The 25,613-nt window shown below is 33.5% G+C and carries 21 protein-coding genes and 1 pseudogene; 4 read left to right on the forward strand and 18 right to left on the reverse strand.

Translation table 11 applies throughout. From position 1 onward, the window contains the following. Positions 1 to 5: 5 nt before the first annotated feature. From ACIQX2_RS18420 to gabR, 6 genes are all read right to left on the reverse strand, one after another. Positions 6 to 686, reverse strand: coding sequence for an ABC transporter permease subunit (locus ACIQX2_RS18420; protein WP_402853856.1), 681 nt, complete (start codon positions 684 to 686; stop codon positions 6 to 8). Positions 687 to 698: 12 nt separating this feature from the next. After that, positions 699 to 1,520, reverse strand: a complete 822-nt coding sequence (locus tag ACIQX2_RS18425; RefSeq protein WP_402853860.1) for an amino acid ABC transporter substrate-binding protein — start codon at positions 1,518 to 1,520, stop codon at positions 699 to 701. Between the two features lie 478 nt (positions 1,521 to 1,998). Beyond that, on the reverse strand, positions 1,999 to 3,600 hold the full coding sequence (locus ACIQX2_RS18430) for a rhodanese-like domain-containing protein (RefSeq protein WP_402853863.1): 1,602 nt from the start codon (positions 3,598 to 3,600) through the stop codon (positions 1,999 to 2,001). Between the two features lie 37 nt (positions 3,601 to 3,637). Continuing rightward, positions 3,638 to 4,237, reverse strand: coding sequence for a cysteine dioxygenase family protein (locus tag ACIQX2_RS18435; RefSeq protein WP_402853866.1), 600 nt, complete (start codon positions 4,235 to 4,237; stop codon positions 3,638 to 3,640). 320 nt (positions 4,238 to 4,557) lie between these two features. Continuing rightward, a complete protein-coding gene (locus ACIQX2_RS18440; RefSeq protein WP_402853869.1) occupies positions 4,558 to 5,760 on the reverse strand; it encodes a MalY/PatB family protein in 1,203 nt (400 codons plus the stop codon). Between the two features lie 291 nt (positions 5,761 to 6,051). Then, entirely contained in the window at positions 6,052 to 7,455 is a 1,404-nt protein-coding gene (gene gabR / locus ACIQX2_RS18445) for a MocR-like transcriptional regulator GabR (protein WP_402853871.1), read from the reverse strand. A 270-nt stretch (positions 7,456 to 7,725) separates the two neighbouring features. Here gabR and gabT point away from each other — a divergent pair, with 270 nt between their 5' ends. From gabT to ACIQX2_RS18465, 4 genes and pseudogenes are all read left to right on the forward strand, one after another. Beyond that, positions 7,726 to 9,027, forward strand: a complete 1,302-nt coding sequence (gene gabT / locus ACIQX2_RS18450) for a 4-aminobutyrate--2-oxoglutarate transaminase (RefSeq protein WP_402853874.1) — start codon at positions 7,726 to 7,728, stop codon at positions 9,025 to 9,027. Between the two features lie 32 nt (positions 9,028 to 9,059). Further along, positions 9,060 to 10,451, forward strand: a complete 1,392-nt coding sequence (locus ACIQX2_RS18455) for an NAD-dependent succinate-semialdehyde dehydrogenase (protein ID WP_402853877.1) — start codon at positions 9,060 to 9,062, stop codon at positions 10,449 to 10,451. A gap of 127 nt (positions 10,452 to 10,578) precedes the next feature. Further along, a pseudogene (locus tag ACIQX2_RS18460) lies at positions 10,579 to 10,791 on the forward strand (D-galactarate dehydratase); the annotation flags it as partial. Positions 10,792 to 11,074: 283 nt separating this feature from the next. Continuing rightward, positions 11,075 to 12,148 (forward strand): YeiH family protein, encoded by a 1,074-nt coding sequence (locus ACIQX2_RS18465; protein WP_402853880.1) that lies wholly within the window; start codon positions 11,075 to 11,077, stop codon positions 12,146 to 12,148. Positions 12,149 to 12,413: 265 nt separating this feature from the next. Here the strand turns inward: ACIQX2_RS18465 and ACIQX2_RS18470 are convergent, their stop codons facing one another. The 12 genes from ACIQX2_RS18470 to ACIQX2_RS18525 all read right to left on the reverse strand — a co-directional run bounded on the left by ACIQX2_RS18470 (position 12,414) and on the right by ACIQX2_RS18525 (position 25,598). Beyond that, on the reverse strand, positions 12,414 to 13,382 hold the full coding sequence (locus ACIQX2_RS18470; RefSeq protein ID WP_402853883.1) for a tyrosine-type recombinase/integrase: 969 nt from the start codon (positions 13,380 to 13,382) through the stop codon (positions 12,414 to 12,416). 529 nt (positions 13,383 to 13,911) lie between these two features. Beyond that, entirely contained in the window at positions 13,912 to 14,997 is a 1,086-nt protein-coding gene (locus ACIQX2_RS18475; protein ID WP_402853886.1) for an Abi family protein, read from the reverse strand. Between the two features lie 584 nt (positions 14,998 to 15,581). Continuing rightward, positions 15,582 to 16,463, reverse strand: a complete 882-nt coding sequence (locus tag ACIQX2_RS18480; RefSeq protein ID WP_402853889.1) for a hypothetical protein — start codon at positions 16,461 to 16,463, stop codon at positions 15,582 to 15,584. A 107-nt stretch (positions 16,464 to 16,570) separates the two neighbouring features. After that, positions 16,571 to 17,260, reverse strand: coding sequence for a hypothetical protein (locus ACIQX2_RS18485; RefSeq protein ID WP_402853891.1), 690 nt, complete (start codon positions 17,258 to 17,260; stop codon positions 16,571 to 16,573). A gap of 58 nt (positions 17,261 to 17,318) precedes the next feature. Further along, positions 17,319 to 17,483, reverse strand: a complete 165-nt coding sequence (locus ACIQX2_RS18490) for a hypothetical protein (RefSeq protein WP_402853894.1) — start codon at positions 17,481 to 17,483, stop codon at positions 17,319 to 17,321. 226 nt (positions 17,484 to 17,709) lie between these two features. Then, positions 17,710 to 18,270 carry a hypothetical protein gene (locus ACIQX2_RS18495; RefSeq protein WP_402853897.1) on the reverse strand — a complete coding sequence of 187 codons (561 nt, stop codon included), beginning with the start codon at positions 18,268 to 18,270 and terminating at the stop codon, positions 17,710 to 17,712. A 97-nt stretch (positions 18,271 to 18,367) separates the two neighbouring features. Further along, positions 18,368 to 19,237 (reverse strand): hypothetical protein, encoded by an 870-nt coding sequence (locus tag ACIQX2_RS18500; RefSeq protein WP_402853900.1) that lies wholly within the window; start codon positions 19,235 to 19,237, stop codon positions 18,368 to 18,370. A 398-nt stretch (positions 19,238 to 19,635) separates the two neighbouring features. Further along, a complete protein-coding gene (locus ACIQX2_RS18505; protein ID WP_402853902.1) occupies positions 19,636 to 21,390 on the reverse strand; it encodes a hypothetical protein in 1,755 nt (584 codons plus the stop codon). 102 nt (positions 21,391 to 21,492) lie between these two features. Then, entirely contained in the window at positions 21,493 to 22,185 is a 693-nt protein-coding gene (locus ACIQX2_RS18510; RefSeq protein WP_402853905.1) for a hypothetical protein, read from the reverse strand. A 369-nt stretch (positions 22,186 to 22,554) separates the two neighbouring features. Further along, complete coding sequence (locus ACIQX2_RS18515) at positions 22,555 to 23,529, reverse strand: hypothetical protein (RefSeq protein WP_402853908.1); 975 nt, start codon at positions 23,527 to 23,529, stop codon at positions 22,555 to 22,557. 263 nt (positions 23,530 to 23,792) lie between these two features. Then, complete coding sequence (locus tag ACIQX2_RS18520; RefSeq protein WP_402853911.1) at positions 23,793 to 24,050, reverse strand: AbrB/MazE/SpoVT family DNA-binding domain-containing protein; 258 nt, start codon at positions 24,048 to 24,050, stop codon at positions 23,793 to 23,795. A 12-nt stretch (positions 24,051 to 24,062) separates the two neighbouring features. After that, positions 24,063 to 25,598, reverse strand: coding sequence for a hypothetical protein (locus tag ACIQX2_RS18525; protein WP_402853913.1), 1,536 nt, complete (start codon positions 25,596 to 25,598; stop codon positions 24,063 to 24,065). Positions 25,599 to 25,613: the final 15 nt, after the last annotated feature.

Here is a 25,613-nt window from a genome sequence, read left to right on the forward strand (position 1 = left end):
CTATATCAGCCCGCAACATAACGATCAAGTCGTTTTTCCATACGCCCTTGAGCGTTAGATAGAACGGTACTGAACATCAAATAAATAAATCCTGCCAAACAATATAAAATTAATGGTTCATAGGTTATTGCGGTAATTTGCTGAGCCACCCTAAACAATTCAGTCACCGTAAGGGTCGCGGCAAGTGATGTATCCTTTACCAAGCCAATAAAACTGTTTGATAAAGGCGGAACCGATACCCTCGTTGCCTGAGGTAAGATAACCCTTCTTAATGCCTGTCGATAGCTCATCCCGATGGAATAAGCAGCCTCCCATTGGCCTTTAGTAATGGAAAGAATAGCAGCACGGATAATCTCTGAATTATATGCGCCAACGTTCAAAGAAAAACCAATTACTGCTGCAGGCAGCGGGTCAATCGTAATTCCGACACTTGGAAGACCATAGAATATAACAAATAACTGAACGAGAAGTGGTGTTCCTCTAAACACCCATACATAAAATCTTGCAACTGCGCTGAGAGGTTTAATTCCCGAGATTCGAGCCAGTGCAGTAAGCAAGGCAAGAATGAGTCCCAGTAAAAAAGAGATAAGGGTTAAGGGTACAGTAAAGGCGATTCCTGCTTTCAACATTGGGAGAAAGGAATTTACAATGATGTCAATTATTTGAATCGCTCTTTCATCAAACATTCGAACACTTCCTTATTTTGAAACGTCGGTTTCAAAGTATTTTTGAGAGATACTTAGATATGTGCCATCACTCTTCATGTCGGAGAGCGCTTTATTTACCGCATCTATTAATTCTTTATTATTTCCTTTATTAAACATAAATCCCATTTTCGCCACTTTATCATATTCTGCTACAGCTTTAATAGCTACATCAGGTTTTTGCTTTTTGACATCCTGAAAAGCCAATTTATCATTTATAATCACATCAGCACGTTTCGAGACTACAAGATCAATCCCTTGATTAAAACTTTCGTCTGTCACGATCTCGGCACCGTAGGATATAGCTATATCCTTATAGTTAGATATTAGTTGCTGAGCAGCTTTTTTTCCTTTCAAATCTTCAAATGATTTAATAGTGTCATTGTCACTTCTAACAATCAAAACAGGTTTTGACACAACATAGGGATCAGAAAAATCGTATTTTTCCTGACGGTCAGGACGAATTTCAATTTGATTCGCAATCATATCGAAACGATTCGAATCAAGCCCAGCAAAGATACCGTCCCATTGGGTTTCAACAAATTCCGGCTTTACACCAAGTCTGTTTGCTACTTCTTCAACGATTTCAATATCAAAACCAGTCAATTTTCCTGAAGCATCATGGAAGCTAAACGGTGAATATACTCCTTCTGTACCAATTCTAATTTTTCCTTCCGCTTGAATTTGCTCAAACAGATTATTACTGTCGGCTGAGACCGGTTGAGTGGTTGATTGATTTGGTGGTGTTTTTCCACATGCAGTTAATGCAAGTGAAATGAGTAACAAGAAAGCTACAAATTTTAAATTCCTTTTCATAAAGAGTTCCTCCTCAATTTTCATAAAAGTGAATTTTCTGATAATTATAATCTGAAGCTTATATGTGCATTAATACAACTGTTAATTGTCCAGCTTCTATTAAGCGGAGAGTGACTAGTCTGTAATTTATTTAGCATTTCTATATGGTTCTGCAAATAAAAAGTTTGTAAAATATCCTTTTTACTGTGAAAGCATTTAGTCAAAACTAATGTGCTCAATCTGTACATAGAGAAAGTCAAATTTATTAATCTCAAAACAAGTATTTCATTCCTTTACTATAATGCTTGTTTGAAATTTTTTCTATAACTTGTTGGGACATTTTGAACATCCTTTATTAATTTTAGTAAAGATTAATTATTTTAGGATTCAGTAGCCCTTTTCCAGTAATAAGCCCCTTTTTACTGGCTCCCTAGTATAAGATTAATCTTATACTAGGGAGATTTAGTCCAGGTTTTAGCAGTTTTTTATAAAAAACAAGTCATATATTCTGATAGATTTGCTGTATATGACTTAACTGTGTTTCCAAATCTATTTCCCACACCAAATAATCATGCATATGTTTTTTTCCACGTTCTGGGTCGTCAAGATAAATATCATCCGGTTCTTTTATAAAACCTTTAGATCCATATTCAAAGGAATAACCAGCTTTAGACCATGCCTTTTTGCCGCCCTCGAGGACATATATATCTTTAAAACCCAACTCTAGTAAAGTTGCTGCACATAAGGTTGAACCATAACCATTGTGACAAGTAAGGACAATTGTGTCACTTTCTTTTGCAACCTCATGAATGTAAAATTCTAGCCAGCTTCGGGATAACCATAAGGAATTCGGTATATGTCCACTTTGGTAACTTTGGCTTGTATCAACATCAATTATGGTTAATTTAGGCATAGATACTAACTTTCCTTTTAAATTTGGTGCATTTATTAGGTTAATATTCTTATTAGCTGTATTATATCCAAGTGGCGAAGCTTGTGTTTCCCCTTCTTCAATCGAAAAACCAGAATTTTTCCATTGTTCTACACCACCATCTAAGACAAAAACATTTTCAAAGCCCATCTTTTTGTACCAATAGGCGGTTATTACAGATCGATGTCTATCATTACTGATAAAAACAATATTACCCTTTCTAACACCAATATGGTCATCCGCTTCTTGTATGGCTTGCCCACCTGGCAGGTTATATGTTCCTGGAATATGTCCTTCAACATATTCAAGCGTTGTTCTTACATCAAACTCATAAAGCGTATGATAATCGGAATCATTACGTAAATCTAGATAGTCTTTTAAGGAAATTAACTGAATACTATTTTCTTGAATCAACTGGCTAATAAAGGTATTAAGTCTTGATGAGTTCGATTTAGATATGTTTGGCTGAGGTGTGTTAAAGTTCAATTCAAGATTTGCCAAAACCCAACCCATAGTACCATTTTTTAAATTATATACATTCTTAAAACCCATTTCTCTTAATGTTTGAGATGCTATTATACTACGTGTGCGACCAGCACATGTTAGGATTATATCTTTTTTGTCACTTTCGATATAATTATAAATTTCATGATATAACTCTACGCCAGGAATGTTTATCGCTCCAGGGATACTTCCTGTATTTTTTACTTCTTCAACAGGGCGTACATCGATGATAATGAAATTACTTTCATCACTTGTCAATCGGTTATTCACTGTCTGAGGCTCTAAATATGGTACATTTCTTGAAACCCTTTCTCCAAAGGCTTTACTCGGGACGTTCACCCCGTTAATAAGATAATTGTCTTGTTTTTCCCATTGATTTAATCCTCCTTCCAGAACATATACACTTGTGTATCCTAATTTTTCAAGAGTGTCCGCAGATAAAGCCGATCTACTTTCATCATTACAATAGAGAACAATTTTTGTGTTTTTCACTGGGACTAATTTGGAAACTCTAAACTCTAATAATCTCTTTGGTATATTTGTAGCAAATAGTATTTGTTTACTTTCATACTCAGTTCTTTCTCTAACATCAATTAATGCAAACGAAAAATCATGTGATTTAAGTAATTCTAATACTGTATTTCGACTAACTTTTTTAATCGACATAAATTTACACTCCTACTGATTATTTGGTTATAAACTATCATAAAGAATCGATTACCAATTCATCCCACTCTTTTTGCTTCCCAGTTATTGGGTCATACACATGCCTTTTTATTTCATTTATATTACCCCCGTAAACGTGAAATCCTACGCATGGCTCTCCGACATGACCACTACGTACATCATGAATATCATCATCTTTTGTGCAACAGACTAATACATCGCCCTTTTGCAAGAAATGTACTTCTTTAGGTTTAAGTACTTCTTCCTTGCCTTTAATCGGTTTATAATAGTGGGTTTCAATTTCAACCCCTTGTAGAACACCAACAACTCCCCAAGTACAGTGATCATGGACAGGAGAGCTTTGACCAACAGCCCAAACACAGGATAAAATTGAAAAGCTACCATCAGGAGCTATATATACCATATAATCTGTACTATCTGCACTTTTTTGAGGATCCGATCTTAGATATTCTTTATTAAGAAAACCCTCAACTTGCAAACGTGGTTTCAACAAACTAGCTACCCCTTCGGTAATGGTATCCTCATCATTGTGATTGTGTACCAGTTCATAAACGTCTTGAATAAACTTTTTTAACTCAGGGTGGAAACTTTCATTGATTTTTAAATCTACCGCCATCTAGTTCACATTCCTTCCTCTTATATTATTTTTTTCTAATAATTCAACGATAATGATAACGCTTACCTAATTATGTTAATCTTAACTTCGTTGGATTTAGATTATTGTGATTATTATGTCAATAACCTGGTATAATGAAAAGTACCAGAAATGATTAATTCAAGGGACCAATAAAGGTGATTTAGAATCCGTCCTTCAGTCCAATCATTCTTTAGGACACACTAAACGTAAATTAAATCCCACCTATAATTAATAGGTGGGATTCTAAAAAAATCCTTTAAAATTACTTGCAAAACTCTATTTCTGTATAGACAACTACACTACAATACTACAATCTTACTATTAGGTTTTTTCATATTTTCGTAAGCCCTTTTCATACAAGCAAGACCTTTTTCAAGAACCTGTGTCTGCGTAGCAACATTCAAGCGCATGAAACCTATACCGGGAGCACCATAATTAGAACCACAGTTCAATTTGATACCTTCGGATTTATACATCTCAATTAACTTTGACTGTTCAATATTCCAAGCTCGGAAATCAATCCATAGTAGGTATGTTCCTTCTGGTTCAATCACTTTTACTTCCGGCATTGTTTCTGCGATAAACCTTTTAACGATTTTGATGTTCTTTACAAAGTACTCATTCTGCTGATCCACATAATATTCGCAATCGTTATAAGCAGAGATTAGTGCTTCGATACCAAAATAATTGTAGTCGAAATGATAATTGTCATAAACCACATTGTACTGATCACTAAGCGTTTTGTTCTTGATTATGACATATGCGGAATAAAAACAAGCAAGATTAAAGGTCTTGCTTGGAGATCCCATTACGATAACGTTATCCGCAATATCCTTTGAGATAGAGAAATACGGAGTATGTTTATGTTCACCATAGATAATGTCACCGTGGATCTCATCACTGACTATTAAGACGTCGTTCTTTCTGCAAATTTCGGCCATTCTTGTAAGTTCATCTTTTGTCCATACCCGACCAACTGGATTGTGGGGATTACAAACCAATAGAATTCGGACACGTGGATCAGAAGCTTTCTTGTCGAGATCATCAAAATCTATTTCATAATGTCCATCTTTAAGAACTAGATCGTTACTCTCGACATAACGTCCAGTACCCTTAATTACAACATTAAATGTATTATATACAGGGGCTTGCAATAGAATTGTATCACCTGGCCTAGTGTATGCGTTAATTATCATCCAAAGCGCACCAGTCATCAGTCCCTGTGAATGGCGGACTGTTTCCTGTTCTAGAGAAATACCATAACGCTTTTGATACCATCCAGAGATGGCGCTCGCAAAACGCTTTTGGGGGAATTTACCGTAAGCGTAGACTCCATACTCCGCTCGTTTGCGTACAGCTTTAATAACGGGTTCTGGAGCTTTGAAATCAGTATCTGCAACGCCAAACGGTATATACTTTCCATCTTCTCCCTCATAATCCCATTTAAAGGAATCAGTCCCGATTCGATTTATTGGTTCGTCAAAATTATGATATAGTTCCATATGTATACCTTCCTTAGCCTGACGTTTTATTAATGGTATTTACCAAGTTCAAACTTACTCTTTTTTATGAAGTATGAATACACAGATTGCATTACTAACCATCAGAACGAAAATTGATCTATTCAAATAGTCCGGAAACTCTCGCATACGATGCTACTCCTGAAATAAAGGTTCTTAAGTTCGCTGAAATCTTTTTGTTATTATTTCAACAACTTGGTATTGTGAATAGTACCAGAACTAATTATTTTAAAGTATCAGTATACATTTAGTTCTATATATTCTGCCTTTAAATCATCCCAAAACCCGCTTTAACCTTGCCACCGCTTCTGGTATTTTCTCTTCTCCAATATTAGCAAACCCTATTACCAAATCGATTGAACCCGCAGTATCATTCCTATTTTCCAACATAAACTGGCGCATCGTAAAGATTTCCAGCTTTTCCTCCTTTGCTTTTTCTTCAACCTCCTCATAGGTTTTATTGGTTGCAAATCGAGCTAAAAAATGCAAACCAGCACGCGTATCCTCGATGGATACTTTCTTCCCAAAGCAATCTTCAATACAGCGCATTAATTCTTTTCGCTTTATTTCATAATGATGATTCATCCGTTTGACATGTCTAGCATATGCACCTGTTTCAATAAAATAATGTAATGAGTATAACGCCAATACATTCCCGGTTTGCTTCAAATCGGCATGTTGTCCCCTATATTGCCGTAACATATCAGGTGGAAGAACCATATAGCTTATTCGTAAACCAGGAAAAATTGTTTTAGAAAAAGTACCTATATAAATGACTCGCTGATTCCGATCTATACTTTGTAGTGATGGGATATTATCGGTTTCATATTTAAATTCACTATCATAATCGTCTTCAATAATATAGCGGTCTGGACCTTCTATAGCCCAATTTAATAATTCATTTCTTCGAGTGATAGGCATGATTTTCCCAGTCGGAAATTGATGTGATGGAGTGACGAACAAATAATTAATGTTAGAATCCATTTTCTTTATAGCTATCCCATTTTCATCAAGTGGACACGCACGTACATCAACCCCCATATTTTTTAAATGGGCGTAAAAACGGACATATCCTGGATCCTCTACCCCAGTAACAATATTCTGGTTACTCAATTCTATTAAATTACCAATTAGCAATTGAAATCCTGCCCCGATAATGATTTGCTCCGGCTCACAAACTACTCCGCGTGTTATGGCGATCATTCGGGCTATAGTCTGTCTTAATATATAAGGTCCCTGAAAATGACCATACTCAGATAATTCTCTTTTATGATTTGTAATTACTTTTTGCTGGCATTTCATCCATTCACGGAAGGGGAACATGGATATGGAAGATGTCCTATGGGATAAGGAAAGCCATCCTTCTTTTGTTTGAATCTGTTCTTTCAAATCACTCGGTAACGGCTGATTATACACCCTCCCCTCCCGCAAGGGAGTAATATTTTCTACGTAATATCCTTTTCTTTCTTCTGTATAAATATATCCCTCTGCAAGGAGCTGTTCATAAGCATTTGTTACCGTATTCACACTAACCTTTAATTGCTCCGCAAGCATTCGTTTTGATGGAAGCTTTTCATTTGCTTGTAATCTACCATTCATGATAGATCCTTTTAAGCTATCATAAATTTGATGATATAAATTTTTCTTCTCTTCAATTTTATTAATCATAAAGAACATTATAATCCTCCGTATCTGGTACCTAAAAAAATTTATATTCGTCATTTGTATTATATCAGTTATTAATTTAATCATCAAAATAAACAAAGTAATATAAAGATTCTAAATTATTTGTAGTATTTTACTTTTATTTAATTTTATGACCTTTCACTTTTATCCTTGGTACCTTCAATATCTTCTTTTTGGTACTTTTTATTGAATCAAAACATGTGATAATACTATTTAATTCTAATAAATAAGAAAATTCCATAATTTTAAGGAGGATAAAAGATGACCACTACTTATTTAAATACAAGAGAGTTACAAGGAAAAAGGAGAAAATATGTCCCAAAAGGCGTGAGCAACGGGAACTTAAACATTGCACAAAAGGCAACAAGTGCTACGATTATCGATATTGATCAAAGAGAATGGATTGATTTCGCTGGTGCTATTGGGACATTAAATGTAGGGCATAGCCATCCAAAGGTAACCGCTTCTATAAAAGAACAAATTGATAGGTTCTTGCATCCAGGATTCAATATCATGATGTATGAAGGATACATTGCTCTTGCCGAAAAATTATGCCATATAACTCCTGGGAATTTTGAAAAACAAGCCATATTCTTTAATTCAGGCGCTGAAGCGGTTGAAAATGCAATAAAAATTTCCCGCCGTTATACTGGTCGCCATGCTGTTGTTTCATTTGTCCGCGGTTACCATGGTAGAACAAATTTAACAATGGGAATGACAAGCAAAGTAAAACCATATAAGTTTGGATTCGGACCATTTGCTCCAGAAATTTACCAAGCACCTTTCCCATATATGTATCACAAACCAAATGAAATAACGGATGAAGCATATATTGAACAAAAAATTGAAGAATTTAAAGACTTTTTCATTGCCACAGTAGCTCCAGAGACTGTTGCTTGCATCGTCATGGAGCCAGTCCAAGGGGAGGGTGGATTTATTATCCCTCCGAAAGAATTTGTTCAAGCAGTAAGTGAATTCTGCAAGGAACATGGAATAGTGTTCGTAGCAGACGAGATTCAGACAGGCTTTGGACGCACAGGAAAACTATTTGCTATCGAGCATTTTAATGTAACACCAGATTTAATCACTGTTTCAAAATCATTAGCTGCAGGATTGCCATTAAGCGGTGTAGTAGGTAAAGCGGAAATATTAAATGTAGCAGACCCGGGCGAACTAGGCGGTACATATGCAGGAAGCCCGGTTGCTTGTGCAGCTGCATTAGCTGTAATCGATGTGATTGAAGAAGAAAAGTTGGTGGAAAAGGCTGAAATTCTTGGTCAAAAACTTGAGGCAAAACTAGTCGAATTGGCTGCAAAACACGACTATATCGGGGACATTCGTCGATTAGGAGCAATGGTCGCTTGCGAAATCGTTGAAGACCATATTACTAAACATCCAAATAAAAACAAAACAGCTGAAATTGCCAAGTATGCTAATGAGAATGGACTTTTACTACTCACTGCAGGTCTAAAAAGCAATGTAATTCGATTTTTAGCCCCATTAGTGATTACAGATGAGGAATTATTGAAGGGGTTGGCTATACTCGAAAAAGCTTTTCAATAATTCCTAAAATGTACAAAGGAGAGTCAGAAAAAATGGGGAATATATTAATAGTAAAAAACCCTGCTACAGGCAAGGTTATAAAAGAGGTCAAAATCAATTCGGAGGAAGAAATCCGTCAAGCTATAAAAATAGGACATGATAGTTTTGAAAAGTGGAAAAAAGTAAGTGCTCATGAGCGTTCTCGGTTATTAACAAATTGGTCAAGGATTATTCAAGAACATAAAGATGAAATTGCCGAAATTATGACATTAGAAAACGGCAAACCTTTATCCGAATCCCGTGGTGAAGTTGATTATGCAACAAGTTACATCGATTGGTATGCAGAAGAAGCAAAAAGAATTTATGGGAGAACTGTCCCTGCATCGAGCGAAACGAAGCGAATTGTAGTCAGTAAGCAACCAATTGGGCTTGTTGCAGCTATTACGCCTTGGAATTTCCCTGCAGCAATGATGACAAGGAAAGCTGCCCCTGCTTTAGCGGCTGGCTGCCCATTTATCGTAAAGCCTGCTGCTGAGACGCCTTTAACTACGATGAAATTAATAGAACTTGCCCATGAGGCTGGTATTCCAACGGATGTTATTCAATATGTTAATGGATCTGGATCTGTAGTTGGTAAAATGTTTACAAGCAGTGAATATATCAGAAAAATTACCTTTACTGGTTCTACTCCTATCGGAAAGCAATTAATTAAAGAAAGTGCGGAAACTATAAAACATGTAACAATGGAACTTGGAGGACATGCTCCCCTTATTATCGCTGAAGATGCTGATCTTGATTTTGCTGTAGCACAAACGATGATTACGAAGTTTAGAAATGCAGGACAAACATGTGTGTGTGCAAATCGAATTATTGTACATGAAAATATTGCTGAAGCCTTTTCGGAAAAATTGGCAAAAGAAGCTAGAAATTTAAAAGTCGGAAATGGACTTGATAAAGATACACAAGTAGGGCCTATTATTAATGAAAAAGGATTTGAAAAAATTGTAGCCCAAATTAATGATGCTGTAAAAAAAGGAGCAGAAGTATTAGCAGGAAATCGATACAATGCGGATAAAGATCAGGGCTATTTCTTTGTATACCCGACGGTATTGACAAATGTCAAACCTGATATGGTTATTATGCAGGAAGAAACATTTGGACCAGTCGCCCCAATCATTACCTTTAGGACTCTGGAGGAAGCTGTAGAAATTGCTAATAGTACTCCTTATGGTCTTGCAGCTTATTTCTTTACAAATAACTATAAAACAGGGACCTATCTGCACGATCATTTAGATTTTGGAATAATTGGCTGGAATGACGGTGCTCCATCCGGTGCTCATATCCCATTTGGAGGTATGAAAGAAAGTGGATTAGGCCGAGAAGGCGGCATCGAAGGTATCGAGCCATACCTGGAAACAAAATACTTATCAATTGGTAATTTATAAAAAGGACAAAAAGCTGATTCCACCTTATAGTAATTTATTTGTCTGAGTTAAATTACAAATAATTAGACCCACTCGAGTGAGCGGGTCTGTGAATGGTTAACTATTTTGATCCTAGGCAGTTCTTCATCTATTCCCAACTGGTCAAGGTAATATTATTAGAAACCCCATTGAGCCCGTTGTTAAACTTACGGCAAACACAATGAGCGAGTACATCGATTTGGATGTAAAGGGATTACTTTCCCGGAAGATTACCCTTAAAAGCAAGGGATCAATTGATGGACATCATTTGTCAAAGACAAACGGAAGGTTAACAAGTGCCGAAGCCTTGAGTCATAAATAGTTTATAATGACAAAACTATATCACTGCGTATGATGCAAAGTAGAGTCTCCCTACACTAGGGTAGGGAGATTCTTCATATTATGTAAGAAATTCATCATAAAGGTAATTTTAAAAGGATGTTATTAATTTAAATAAATCAGTTAAGGTGTGATATATAATCATTTCATCCGGAGATCAGAGTAACAAACTAACTAAGGATTTAATTAAGAACGAGAAAGGCAATTCTAAGATAAGGAAATTAATCATCCAGTTAATTCCAGGCATTATATTATGTACAGGAATAATGTTTTTGGGGTCTGTTACATCCGAATGGATGGGACAGTATATAAATAAAATACAAGGCTTACCAATGAATAGCCCAAGTCCAATATCCGGTATATTTGTAGCAATTATCATTGGGTTGTTAATTAGAAATCTATTGGGTCTACATGATATATTTGTGGGCGGTGTTCAGTTTTCTTTAAAATTTATATTAAAACTTGGAATTATCTTGTTAGGAATAAGATTAAGTTTCATAGATGTCGTTAAATTAGGTGCTTTTGGTATTCCTATTATACTATCTTGCATTCTGATGGGACTTTTCGTAACTTTATATATTACAAAAAAAATGCAACAATCTAGTCGTTTGGGAACGCTGATTGCTTCGGGAACAGGAATTTGTGGAGTTACAGCAATTCTTGCAATATCCCCTAGCATAAAGGCTACGGACGATGAAGTAGCTTATGCCATTGCAAATATCACCGTGTTTGGTATCATTGGAATGTTTCTTTACCCACATGTTGCCCATTGGCTATTTGCAGATGATCCAATTAGAATTGGCTTATTTCTTGGAACGGCAATTCATGATACAGCACAAGTTGCTGGTGCATCATTAATGTATGGAGAAATGCATAATGCTGATAAAGTCGTGGACGTTGCCACAATTACCAAGTTAACTAGGAATGTATTCATTATTGTTGTTGTTCCCGTATTGTCTTACATCTATCTTAAAGGCAAAAGTGATGATAATAATGAAGAAAATGTAAAGCCTTGGTATAAATTGATTCCATTATTCGTTATTGGTTTTTTAATTATGTCAATGATACGGTCGATTGGCGATACCGGAATCTTACATGATGGGAAAGCATTCGGTTTAATGTCACGCGAGCGGTGGTCAGAGACATGGTTACTTATAAGTACTGTAGGAACGAAATATTTATTGGGAATATCAATGGCAGCAGTAGGGTTATCAACGAATTTAAAGGTTTTTAAGAGTTTAGGAATAAAACCATTTTATATTGGAATGGTAGCTGCTATATCAGTAGGAGTGGTTAGTGTGATAATGGTTTATTTATTTGGGGGGCTTATTAATATATAATTTCAGTTGTTGCAAAAAAACTTGATTATTGTGGGGAATGTTAATTAATTTCGATTCAGAAGCTAGATTCCCTATGGTCCTCTACCAATGACAATAGAGTTGAGTTAAAAAAACAGATATTGTTTAAAATAAAATTTGTATGTTCAAAATATCTCTATTTTAAAAACATTAAGTAATTCTTAATAAAGAGGATGTTCCAATAGTCGCGAATAACCGACTAGAGGAGCATCCTTTTTTCATTACTAACTTCTATATGCCAATTTTTTTAAAGTCCAATACCACTTGCGGCATTATCCTCAAAAATAGTCCCATGCTTAATATAGCGCTGAAGCGAACTCGATTGCTTATGTCTGGTCTGACGCATAATTTGATGTTCACTTTTACCTGCTTTGGCCGCAGTCGAACAAAAGCCACTACGCAAACTATGTGCTCCGTAAGATGTTGCTGTGAGTCCTGCTTCCTGACAATTTTTCTTTACAATTAAACGTACCGACTGTGCTGTTAAGCGTTCATATAAATTTCCATGTCGGTCTAAACGCCGAAAGACTGGACCACTAGTGATACCCGAAACGGTTAACCACTCCTGCATCGATCGGACTGGACATGTTGATCGATTGCTTCCATAAGGAAGTGCAATAACTTGGCCCTCCCCGTGTTGGTCGGTCTTACTATGGGCAATGGTGAGCACTAGTCCGTCACTCGTGAACCTTAAGTGCTCCACGTCTATCCCCACCAACTCACTCCGTCGGAGTGCACCTGCCCATCCATTTACTAAAAGAGCACGATTCCGTATCCCAATTAGAGTGTTGGGCAAAATTCCAACCACCTGTCGCAAGTCCGATAACCATAATGCCTCTTTTCCCACTTCTTTGATCCCAATGGATCGTTGAATCCCTTGCCATACCCCTTGTACGAGTGGATGCTTGGTGGGACTCTCAAGGTTCGCAGACAAATGACGCTGCGAGATGGCCGTCATTTTCCGTTTAATTGTAGAGGCTTTAGAGGATGAACTAAGAAAAGTCAGGTAATAAGCGATGGTTTCCGGTGTTGCTGGAAGTTCCACTAATGTATGTGCTGCACACCATTCGGTAAAGAGCTGCCAATCAGACGTATACGCCTTTTTCGTATTTTTTGCTTTGGAGTTCGATAGATGGACTTCCGCTTGCTGATGTAGTCGTTGAACATCGGCTGATAATTCCGTTGATGATTGAATGATAATCGATTTGCTTTCCACTAGTTTCTCTCCTTCAAAATTTATTTTTCTAAAAAAAGGAAATTGGAGTTTCTTCTATTTAAATAGCGCATTTTTTTAAATTTTTATTTTGTTCTATTTTAACATAAACTATATCGCTTATTTTATCATTTCTAAGTATCGATAAGGATGTTTATCGATACTTAGAAAAATTCACATAAGAATAATAGTGATAATAAAACGGATATTTAATTTTAAAAGAATTTGAATTTTTCTAACAGGTACCACAATTTTATATCATTTTAAAAACCCTCCTACTAAAATGGATTTTAGGATATATAAAGAATAGATGCAGCAGGAGGATAATCGTGATTAACGGAAACTATCTATAATGTAGCCCGCAATGATTTCCAACTCAAGAATTCATCATATTTTTATTTAATGAAGGAAATTGGTACCAAGAAAACTACTTTTTATAAACTAGTCAGAGAGTATGAAAAACAACTGAGGACTTAAAGTTATAGAAAAGACCTCTTTTCTTTTAAAAGAAGTCTTTTCAAAGTCAAATAATTTACATTATATGAAGATAATCAAATGTTTGATCATTAAACCCTAATCGTGCTGGCTTAATATGTTGATTGTGCTCAATCTCTTTAAATAATTCACTGATCTTATCATTCCAATAAAGTTGCATTTCTGTAGGCATTAGCATAAAAATACGCTTCATGATTAATAAGTAGGTTATTATTCTTTTATCATAATTAAATTTTTCTAAACCTTTCATGAAACTTTCATCTTTTATATGCTTCTGAGGTAATATATCAAAATTACTTCCATATATTTTTCCAGTGTGAGAAACTACATTTCTCAAATATCTTAATGCATTAATCCAACTAGCTAACATATCACCAGGTATCATATTATTTACCTTATCAACAACTAAACCTTGTGCTACTCTTTTTTTATACTTAGGAATTAAATAATTAAAAAAGGTAGATACTTGTCCAAAAGTAAGTAAATCAAATAGTAGCCAAGCCGGAGTAGCTCCATAAGTTTCTTGGTGGTGCTTAATTGCTATATTTCGTTTTATATTTTCTTGAATAGTATTATTGAAAGATTCCAACAACTTATGAACTCCAATAATCCTATCTTTTTTATTTCTAGATCTTTTACCTGTTTCTTCAAAGTATATCTCATCATCTATGTAAAATTGAGCTGATTGGTAATGTTTTGAATCATATGTTTGCGCAAGAATGTCGACAATTGAAGTCCGAAGAAATACTTCAATATGTGATAATAAATCATGTAGCCAACTTCTTATATATTGATTGAATATGTATATTTCTTTAACTGCCTTATATGGTTTAACCTCTTTTTTACCGAATTCAGTTTGAGCATAATACTTAAATGTGTAATAATTAACACATTTCAAGAAAGCTGCACAGTTTACTTTTTCGTCATCATTAAAAAACATTTGATTTGATTCCAATTTATCAACCATTTCCTTCATAGTATACGGTTTTTTCATTGGACTTTTTGCAACTGCTATTTTGTTGAACGTAAAATGAAGATATTCATAGTCTGTAATATCTATGACTTCTTCAGTATAAAAATTATTTTTAATTTTTTCTAACTTCACTTCATAAAATTTAGACATATGATGACCTTCTAGTTTTTAGACATAAAAAAGGCCAACCCTGTTTCGCATTAAAAAGAGGCGCTGGTTGACTACTGATATCTTTATTATATGCAGGAACCATTTAAGATGTCAACTAATTTGTTATAAAAAAATTAAAAATGGTAGTCAGCTTTAATTATGCTAGCACAGTAAAGTGAGGACCAATAGAAAATCTATACTAAAAATTTATTTCGACGACTTTAACATTTTATACATGGTTAATACGTATAACATTTCTAAGCAATGCACAACATATTGTGCCTTACTGACACACAACTGGCTGCTAACACTATTTATTAAAACTCTCGCCCAGTTAAACATTCATTTAATTTATTTAAACCAATTTGATCTGTTCTCTTTATTTTTACTTTTTTTACTTCATTTTATTGTACAGAACAATATGAGTTTACATATAAAAGCTATTTTACTCCAAATCTTATTTTCAAAATGTTTCTCAAACAACTACTTACTTTTTAATGTCTTCATTAAGATAGTCCTTATCTAACATTTCTATAAAACCACTTCTAAGACATCTAAAAACCTCAGTAATACAGTAATGTTGTTTATAAAAAATTGCGCTTGGTATTTAAAAATCTAAACCATCTTTTTAAAATAGTTATACTATTATGTCTAAATACCACTAATTGGTTGTCATTCTCGAAGAATTTTTTGTGGTATTCTTTCATAACCTTCTCTATTATATCTGCATTAATCTTGGTTCGGTAAGAATCACTATCGGCTAATAAAATATCGAAAGATAGAATATTCAAGTAGTTTTTAAGTGAGTAAATTCTAGATTGCTCTTGTGAAAAAAATGAAAATTCCTTAACAAAATATTTAACATTAAATCCAATAATATTAAATAACACAATAAGGAAAAGAACTACTATCACAATAGTCATACCAGTATTAAGGTCATTAATAGATTTAAATAGCCTGGTGTTTGCTGCGGACCACACCGGAATGAAAAAAGCTAGTATTATGCCCGTATTAATCAATGGAGTATAATTTTTTGCTTGATTTTCAGCTTTTTCTACTAAAATCGTTTTCAACTCGTCAATTTTTTCTTTATTATTAATCCCATTACGTAACAAAAATGCTTTTAGTAAAGAAAAATAAAACAGTTCCCACTCTCGCGTAGAGAAGGCTGGAACAAATAGTTTATTTATTGAAACTCCATAAACTGACTTAATTATTTTCTTCGTCGGTTGAATAACCAAAAAAAATATATTAAAGAAAAAAAAGCAAAATATTACTGCTAATAGAAACGCAAAAACTTTCAAGTTAAAATCATTTTGATTGACTATAACATAACAAATGAGACCAGCTATAAATAAAAAATTTATAATAAAAAACGCTATTATAGATTTTTTTATGTACTTAAAGACCAAATTCCAACTACTCAGACCATATTTAATAAAGTGGAGTACATCTTCAATAATCATTATTTTTCACCCTACCTATAAATAATTATGTTTCCGTATGAAATTTTCAGATTAATTTGCCCCAAGCAGCTTTTTATTGTCTGCTTAGGACAATTAAAAATGTGTAACTAGTATCTATATCGAATTGTAAAAATCGGATCATACTGCATTGAATATTGAATGATATGTCGTCCGACTCCAGCAATTTTACTGTTATATTCTAATACTGGGGAAGGAATACCTTCTGGACTTATAGCCTGTGGCTCACCATACAGAGTAGCCCCTCTAGGGAGAATAATAATGACCGACATGTTAAACTGGCCTTGTGTAACACTAAAATTACTTTGGGGAGCAATGAAGGAGAACTCGAAAATTTCTCCTTCATGAGTAGCTGTCGGCATAATTTCTTTTTGCATAAAAAACTTCAGTTCTTGACTTCCTGCAACTAAATCAATTGTACTTAACGCTACTTGGTTTGCTTCTTCTTTAATCAAATCCCACTGTTGTTTTAAAACTGCAATTTGTTCTTCAAGTTTCTGACGTTGTTCGTCTGTCATGGCATCGAATTGTTCTAAATCTATAGGAGATTCAAATTCTTGTCTATTATCTACTTCACCTATTGTTCTTAAATAGGCCCTCTGTGGATCTCCTGTAATAGTGGGTAACACTAGGGTTACTGTTTCAGCTTCTGGACTAGTCAATTTAATTACAGTATCAATATTAAGAGTATCTCCTTCATTTCCTCCTTGAATCCGTGAAGTATCACTTACCGTTACAACCGTATCTTGTTGTTGAATCGCTCTTGTAAATTCCGCCATTTTTCATATTCCTTCTTCCATACTCATATTTTTTAATGAAAAAACAACAAACAGTTATTTAATCCTCTCTTCGAACTCCTTTAAAGGAACCCCCAGATGTTTTTTGATCCATAATTCTGCCTGTTTCAGTGTTACGCTTTACCCAATTCCCATTAGAACTTTTAAATTGACTACGATTGTCTACAGCCCCTTTTCTGTATCCCCTACCTGTATTTTTTGCCATTCACTTCACCTCCAAATCTAAAAGAAATTTTTTATGATACTTTCATACATTTACGCGAAAAAAAAGAGATAACGGAGGTTCTCTACTATAACTAATCCTATTCATAAATTTTCTCTCCCAACAAAGGTTTCAATCAAAAAATTGAAACCGGATATTTAAAAAAACTCCCTAATTTGTTTTCAATTTTAAAATTGAAAACTCTTATTTGAAAAGGAGGTTAGCCTCCTTAAAACAAACTGTTATAAATATATTGCCTTCCACCTTCTTGAAGTTGCTCTTCTTGCCGACTTATCAATCGATATTCATATAATTTAGTAAGGTGTGTAGAAATAAGAGTGTGTTTTTTATTTAATTTTTTTGCCAAATCACTAGCCGATACTTGTTTATGTAGATATATAAGATTAAGCAACTCTAAAAGTGCCTCACCAGCTTTGTTACCAATTACCTCATATGTGTCCTCATTTTGAGCAATAATTGAAACTTTCTCTTTGTTGCAAGTGATTTGGATATTATATAAATGATCGTATTCCACACTTAAATTTTTAAGTATCAAAAACTTTTCATGTGACTTATAATTATCATAGAGCCATTCTAACGGCTTAATAATAACTTCATGAATACCAGAACCATTTACTTCTCTTACTTCATTTAAATCATAATAGAATATTGTCCCTTGGGGTGCTTCTTTCATTAGTTCTATTATTTTTTCTTTCAAGGGTACGGTAGGTCTTCTGCCTACGAGATCAATAAAATTATCTTCTTGTGTCAATAAACTGATAAGACGCATAGCATCCACCATTCACTTTATAATTTTTTGGTTTCAATTACAAAATTGAAATCTATCTTTATATTAAGCCATTACATTAATGAGGTCAAGCTTTTTATTAATGCATATTAATAACAATATAATAATAGGTACCAAAATAATATTTCCCTGATTCTATGGTCTCTACCTTATTAGGAAATACTTGATAAACACTGTCGTGAGTCCTAACGTAAAATTGAGATATCCGGGACCAGTCAAAGGTCCTTTGCTTAACTTCCATTAGACCTCTTCCTCTATCCTCATCCTCTACTCCACTTGCTTTTGTTAGTATCGCTTTAGTAACAACATCATGTGAGGAATTGTGTGGTACTAAATCTTTTAGAGTTTTTACTATCCCTTTACCAAAATCACATATTGCGATCTCGACCTTCTTTTTATGAGGATAATATTGAACACATGGATAGCAAGGAGTCCCACCGTGTTCAATTGAGTTATTTGCCAATTCTCCTATAATACTAGCAATATCTGAGATTCGATTAGGAGAAAGCCTTCCTTTCATGATATCACGTATCGATTTTTGCAAAGGACCTACTTCACTGTAATTCTTTACACTTTGAAGTTCAAATAAAGCATTTGTTTGATTGTTCCGGTGTCTATTATAGTACTTATCCATATCGCAATTAGTCTCAAAAGCAGTTTTAACTTCTATTGGACATATCTTGAAAAAGTCTATTCTTTCAAGATACCCAATAACTTTATCAGCAGAATCATTATCAGGAATAGAAATTCTAATATCGTATCGGGAACTTAATTTATGAAAAGTTGCAGCTAAAGCTGCACATCCAACCGGAGAAACCCATTTTAAATTACTTAAGTCTATCTTTATTCTTTCATTGTATTCTGTGCTTTGATAAATAGTAGCGCATCGATTTAACCATTCATTAACATCTTCAATACTATTTAAAATACTAGGTGATATTAACTGCACTTCATTTTATTCCACCTTTTAATATTATTGCTAGTTTAATAACATTATAAACCTATTAGGATATAATGCCCAGTAAAAATCCAAATTAATAATCAATAAGTCGGGCATTCAAAATTCACCTCATACACTTCTATATTTGCATATTTTCAGACCAAATATCTTTTCAATTAGAAAAGCCATATGAAAGAGAAAGCCATAAAAGAAGAGCGTTTTTTCAGAGCTTTCCTCTTTCATTATTTAATTATTATTCGAATAAGCTAGTAACTATATCTTTTCATTTGTTTCCGTTTCTTCGAAATTTAAAATGTGATTTTTTAATTGTTCGATTGATAAATACTTGCCATTTTCTTTACAATGACAGTTCGTACAAACAGCAATTAGAACTTTTATTTGGGTCATTACTTTATATCTGAAATTTTAGATTTTAAGAATATTATTTTAAATGCTTCTTTATATTCAGTATTTAAAAGTAAAACGGTATTGATACACCATAAATTGAAAACATATAAGCTTTTTATATAAGTATCTTTAATTATTGGCAATAAATTATTCAATAGATCATTCTTAAACTCCATTAGAGCATTTCGTGTTAGGTAAAGAAAGTAGAAAATTATTAATAGATTTAAAATAAAATAGGTTGGCAAAAATAGTTTTTCTTTTTCTAACTCTTGAAATATATTCTTTAAAGTAGGAAAGGAAAGGAACAGCGTTAATATTATTGTCAATATCGGACCAACAGCCGTAAAGTTTGTAATATATCTTTCTTTTTTCAAAGTAATCACTTTCTCGATACGTTCCATGCGTTCATGCATAAGTTTTGACTGTATAAAATCCTCACAACTATTTTCTAAAAATTTTAGTTCTTCCCTTAAAGTTCCATACGTGTAAAAATACTTGGTAAATTCAACAGAGTAGTTTGTATTTTCCTGTATTAATAAATTTATAAGTTTGTTTAAAGAAGTAGATTCGTTAAGCTCAAAAACAGTTAGTTTTTGTATAGCTTCTTTTTTAAGTAGCAATGATTCAATTGAGTTTATAATGCCTCCTATAGATATTCCTTGAAATAAGAAATTCAATGCTTCATTATCATTTAAGTCAATATCTTCTTCTACTTGGTCTTTAATAGCTTTTCCTTGCTCTTTTGTGTATACAGATATAGTTCTATTATTATTGGCATAAATGCGGAGAAACATAGATACTGAGCGATATTTCTCATCTAAAAATTTTTGAATTTCATTTGGCGTCCTTAATAAATAATCAGGTAGGGGTGCGCTCAATAACTTATATATTGCTTCATTAAATTTAGGAGAAGTCTTGTTATCTGTATATTTGTCTAACATATATGCAAATTCGCTAAGTACTAAATGATAAAAAAATTGTCCTTCTATCTTAGGATTTTCTTGATTCACAGCATGATAAATAAACTTAGCATATTCTCTTAGTACTGAATTTATATCATTACAATTGTCTTTAATTTTATATTGGAATGATTGGTTATTACTTATCATAAGCTCAGGAAATAGGGCATTTTTAATTTTAAGACCCCAACCATTTAAACCTATCTCATCGAACTCAATATCCTTCAACTCAAAAGAAATCCAAAGCACTGCATATCCATGTTTAAAAATAGTCAAATATATGCCTGGATGATAAGAATTTTGATGACAGTCATTTATTAGTGGAGGAAATAACAAGAATCTGTTTTTATATTCTTTGGAAGGAATACCAGTATATCTTTCCTCTGCACTATAAACCTCTACTAATTGTTCTAGGTAATAGAGTTGTGAATCCTCTAAATTATCGATAAGATCATCTTCTAGTTGTAAACTTACTCCTCTATCAGTAGCACGAAAGTATATTGTAGGCTTTTCAGCAATTTTTGTTATGCTTTGATTTAAGTATGGTGGAGGATTTTCTCCTCTCATATTAAAGGACCTATATTCTCTTTTCCGTTCTCTAATTAAATCTTCAAAATTCTCCATGAAAAATACTTCTTTATTTGCTTTTTCTGCAGATATTATTAAGTTAGAATCTTTAAGGGCTTCTAACACCTTTATATATCTATTTTTATCTAATTTATTGTTATTATCGAATAGGTTAAAAGAATAAAAAGCATTAAAGAATCCATGTTTTATTTTAGGGTTGTTAGACACAAAATACCTCCAGAATAAAGAAATTAGGATAAAGGACATAAATATCACTGTATACTGAATATATGTTTTAAAGATAGCGGATTCTAAATAATTTTACTAACTCTACTTTTCTTCTAAAAATTCTCTAATATCATCGTCTAACTCCTCTATGAACTTCTCTATTACGGATTGGTTATTTTCAATGACTAACTTCGCAAAATATTTTAACGAGTATCTTTCTAATGTAGGTAAATGAAACATTCTCAAGCTTGTCATTGTATTTAGAGCTTGTTCATATTCTCTTGCTTCAGAATAAATGTGTAACGAGGCGAACGTCTTGATTGCCTGTATTAATTTATCTTCAACATTGGGTGCTAATTTAATACCCATCTTCTTAAATATCTCTTTGCTGTATAACGAAAAGAAATAGCAAGTTTTCATGATTGTAATATGTTCTGAATCACCCCTAAAATCCTCCATATACTTCAAAGATTTATATTCAAGGTGTAAAGATTTTAATTGTTTGTTACCATAATGAATCTTTCTAAACATATTATCCATAACCTTATTAATGTCTACATCACGTTTTGTATCATGTTCCCGTCTGGGCATAGAAACTATATCGGCATAAATCAGTATATCTATGAAAAATTCATAAACAAAATTTTCATAGACCTCTCTCAAGTAACTTTTCATTTCCCTATTATGAGTTAACCTACTATTTAAGAGTTGTGCACTTACAGCTGCAATTAGAGCGACCGAAGCTGTAATGATTGCTGGTATATAATCTTCAGGAATAAAATTACTCAAATCCAATGTTTTTCATCCCCTCCTGCTGCCTTATGAGTAAATAGACAAAGCACTCTTAAATTTGTAATACCTTTGTGGTCTCTTCTATTTAACTATAGGAATCATCGTATTGCGCTTACTATGTCAATTAACTAACGATCTTCCTCAGAATCTAATGCCTAGCAGAACAAGTCGGTGGGAGGAAGTAAGTTGCTCTAAAAATACGATTTGTACAATTCCCCCCATATATACCCCTGATAATTCAAATAGGTATGTTAAATCTACATAAAAAGGAGTAGAACTCAAACGTCTAAAATCATCAACCAAATTTCCATACTGAACTGTTTTTTACTTTTTTATATTTTCATAGATATATTCTATCTGTTTTTTTATTTATCAATCTTTGGTAATAGATAATAGTCTCTCTAGAAAATAGTTATTAAATTCTTCTGAGCTTTTATAATTTAGTACTTTGAAAATATTAGACTTGAATACCCTTCTAATGACAATATCTAATGACTCAGTCAGTGGTATTAAACTATCTTTCACATTTGGTTTAATCAAGGACCCATGTATAACTCTAGAACGTATATCATATGCTTTTTTAATGTCATTGTATATTTGCTTTTTATCGTCTGTTGAATTCCCTATTGTAATAGCTACACGCTCTGCAATTTTGTGATTGATTTCACTGGAATCTATTGAATAAATCGATTCTAAAAGAGAGCAATAGTAAAGTAATTTCATCGGTATAACTGTATGAGAGCGTGCTAGAGTAAGAAAGTAATTAGCCCTTGTTTCAGGCACAGAACTGTAAAAATGCCAATCTGTCGCATCATACGAACCGTAATCAGATAGATCTTGTGGTAATTGCTCAACAAATAGTTTTATACCATGTTCTAACTCAATATGATCAAATCGAACCGTTTCTCTTGAACCATTAGATAATGAATTAATATGACTTAAACTACCTCGATAATAATATGTAGAATCTGTTGTTACTCTTTCGATTTCCCCTTCATAGAAAAATAAAAATCCTTCTCTCACATAACTTCCATGATCTTTGATTTTCCAGAGCGTATCCAAAAAATACTGTCCTTGTCGCAACATGTTATAAACTTTATTGAAACCATATTCAGCTTCGTCTGGATTACCTTCGTATTTTCCTTCACACCTAAAATATGTTTTTACTTTTTGTAAATCTTTCATCAAAGATAATCCATTCTCTAATAGAACTCTTTCAGAATGGATCATATGCTGAATTTTAGTTTGAGAATTTGAAATATACATTCCATGTCCAATATGTTTTCCTTTATTCAATACATTAGTTATCTCCATTTGAAAAATTGGAGCTACAAAAATAAATTTCATAAAACACCTCGTTTTTATTTCTAAATATGCAATAAATATTTAAAGAAGTTATTTTGTTTCTACATCATGAATAATAATTTTAAACGAACATTTATATTACTATTCTACCATATTTTGAAATATTTATTATCTTAATTAACCACTCATCCTTAAATTCCGAATAACATTCTGTCTTTAGATAAAACAATCCTATACTTTGCTCACCACTAAAGTTTTCACCTTAAAAGGACAAATAATAAAAAGCCTGAAATCGCTTCAGGCATTTATTGATTCATATATTCAATTAACTTCTTAATACCTTCCTTACTAATCCACGCTTCTCCAATTTTCACTGCCTCATTCGATACCTTACCGGTTATGGCGCAGACATAAGATTCCCGATGAGGTTCTACAATTATTTGAGTTTCAGTATGTGAAATATCAATTAAATCACCAGCTTCTAACTGAAAGCGATCCAGGATATCTTTTGGAAGTACTATTCTTCCTAACTTCCCAACTCTTTTCGTATGCAAATACTTCACCTCACAATCCTTCTACTTTTTTAACTCGTTTATCTTTTTATTCACTTCATTTATCTTCTGTTTAGCTTCTGAAACTTTCTCTTGGTCTGTACTCTCATCTATAGTTTTTTGTAATAACACTTGTTGTTCTTCCAATGCTTTTAATTCCACTGCATTTTTCTCTGCAGCTATTATAGTATCCATCAATCCATCATTATCTGAAGCTTTTTCACTTACAAACATTTTAGCTTTTTCAACATCACCCGTTTGAAGCAATGCATTCACAACATGTATTTTTCGTTCATCTGTTAATTCTACCAAATTCCTGTTATTAATAATGGCGTCAGGATCTTTTGTCAAAACCCCTTTCGAAAATGCAATATGTGGATTATCTACCTTTAACAACACCTGCAACCTGTCTAGCTCTTTCGGTTTATTTTGATTCGTTAGATACTCTGTAATACGACTTACAGCTTTTTCATCCTGTTCAAGTAGTCTTTGGTACTCACCTTGCTCCAACCATAGTTGGGTCAATAGGCTTTGATGATCTTCACTCAAAGAATCATACTCGTTTTTCGAAAGTCTATCCATCAATTCTTTTGATTCTCCAAGAAGCGCTTGTACATATAAGGGTTCCATGTTAGTTTCTCCACTAGCAGATGGTACTGTCTGATCGTTGGAAAGGGCATTTTTGTTAGCATTAGTCAAAACCAAGTTAAGTACAATCGCAATTAACACTATCCCCACGGTTCCCAAAAGAAACCGTTTGTTATTTTCTCTTGGTTTGCCAACCATCGCTGACTTCTTCGTGTGTTCATTATCGAAATGCGCGATACGAAGTTGCTCCGTATTGTTTGTTTTAGCTCTAAAGAAAGGAATACGTTGCAGCAACGAGGCAAACTTATTATTGGCCAATCGCTTCTCTAATTCTGCTTGTTCCTGTTGCTTTCTCTCTTGGACTTCCTCATACATAACTTCAATATATTCTTTCATCTGATGAAGCGAATTCAACCGTAAGTAGATCATTTCCGTGAATTGAATAACTTCTTCCTTTTGTTCAAAAAAATCACTGCGTTTTGGACGCCCAAAAACTTGTTCCAGATTCGTTAGCGTAATCACTATAAGCTCTTTCACTATATTTAGAATAGATGTTTCGTTAACAATGTCTAAAGCATCGTTCTCTATAACCATTACTTTAACTAGCTGATTTTCTTCATCTATTAATAAATTTTGTGTGTTCCAGAGAACCTTTATTTCTTTATTTTTCGCAAGCTCAATTAAAGATAAATAATACTGCAGCTTATCTTCCAAATACATCGTTTTAAGCGTATTAAAAGATTTATAACCCGTAACATCATAGTCGTGACAAACCTGCCCAGATTGAAAGTTAATATCCTTTGCGGGTACAACTTGAGGGTGTCCCTGTAGTGTATTCATCTTTTCCCTATACTTTTTTTCAATTAAATCCATTTCTTGCGTATTAAAAGTCGATAATGGTTGTAGATAGGAAATGGCGTTGCCACTGACCTCAAAAGTACCGACTTTATTAGCAATTGTTCGAAGTACCATCTCTCTTTCACCCTT

It is taken from the genome of Psychrobacillus sp. NPDC096623 (genome assembly GCF_044762655.1).
Taxonomy (GTDB): domain Bacteria; phylum Bacillota; class Bacilli; order Bacillales_A; family Planococcaceae; genus Psychrobacillus.

What these genes read in the sequence shown, in the direction of transcription:
- ACIQX2_RS18420 (WP_402853856.1), bottom strand. Translation starts at nt 686, where the DNA reads ATGTTTGATGAAAGAGCGATTCAAATAATTGACATCATTGTAAATTCC.
- ACIQX2_RS18425 (WP_402853860.1), bottom strand. Translation starts at nt 1,520, where the DNA reads ATGAAAAGGAATTTAAAATTTGTAGCTTTCTTGTTACTCATTTCACTT.
- ACIQX2_RS18430 (WP_402853863.1), bottom strand. Translation starts at nt 3,600, where the DNA reads ATGTCGATTAAAAAAGTTAGTCGAAATACAGTATTAGAATTACTTAAA.
- ACIQX2_RS18435 (WP_402853866.1), bottom strand. Translation starts at nt 4,237, where the DNA reads ATGGCGGTAGATTTAAAAATCAATGAAAGTTTCCACCCTGAGTTAAAA.
- ACIQX2_RS18440 (WP_402853869.1), bottom strand. Translation starts at nt 5,760, where the DNA reads ATGGAACTATATCATAATTTTGACGAACCAATAAATCGAATCGGGACT.
- gabR (WP_402853871.1), bottom strand. Translation starts at nt 7,455, where the DNA reads ATGTTCTTTATGATTAATAAAATTGAAGAGAAGAAAAATTTATATCAT.
- gabT (WP_402853874.1), top strand. Translation starts at nt 7,726, where the DNA reads ATGACCACTACTTATTTAAATACAAGAGAGTTACAAGGAAAAAGGAGA.
- ACIQX2_RS18455 (WP_402853877.1), top strand. Translation starts at nt 9,060, where the DNA reads ATGGGGAATATATTAATAGTAAAAAACCCTGCTACAGGCAAGGTTATA.
- ACIQX2_RS18465 (WP_402853880.1), top strand. Translation starts at nt 11,075, where the DNA reads ATGTTTTTGGGGTCTGTTACATCCGAATGGATGGGACAGTATATAAAT.
- ACIQX2_RS18475 (WP_402853886.1), bottom strand. Translation starts at nt 14,997, where the DNA reads ATGTCTAAATTTTATGAAGTGAAGTTAGAAAAAATTAAAAATAATTTT.
- ACIQX2_RS18480 (WP_402853889.1), bottom strand. Translation starts at nt 16,463, where the DNA reads ATGATTATTGAAGATGTACTCCACTTTATTAAATATGGTCTGAGTAGT.
- ACIQX2_RS18485 (WP_402853891.1), bottom strand. Translation starts at nt 17,260, where the DNA reads ATGGCGGAATTTACAAGAGCGATTCAACAACAAGATACGGTTGTAACG.
- ACIQX2_RS18490 (WP_402853894.1), bottom strand. Translation starts at nt 17,483, where the DNA reads ATGGCAAAAAATACAGGTAGGGGATACAGAAAAGGGGCTGTAGACAAT.
- ACIQX2_RS18495 (WP_402853897.1), bottom strand. Translation starts at nt 18,270, where the DNA reads ATGCGTCTTATCAGTTTATTGACACAAGAAGATAATTTTATTGATCTC.
- ACIQX2_RS18515 (WP_402853908.1), bottom strand. Translation starts at nt 23,529, where the DNA reads ATGAAATTTATTTTTGTAGCTCCAATTTTTCAAATGGAGATAACTAAT.
- ACIQX2_RS18525 (WP_402853913.1), bottom strand. Translation starts at nt 25,598, where the DNA reads ATGGTACTTCGAACAATTGCTAATAAAGTCGGTACTTTTGAGGTCAGT.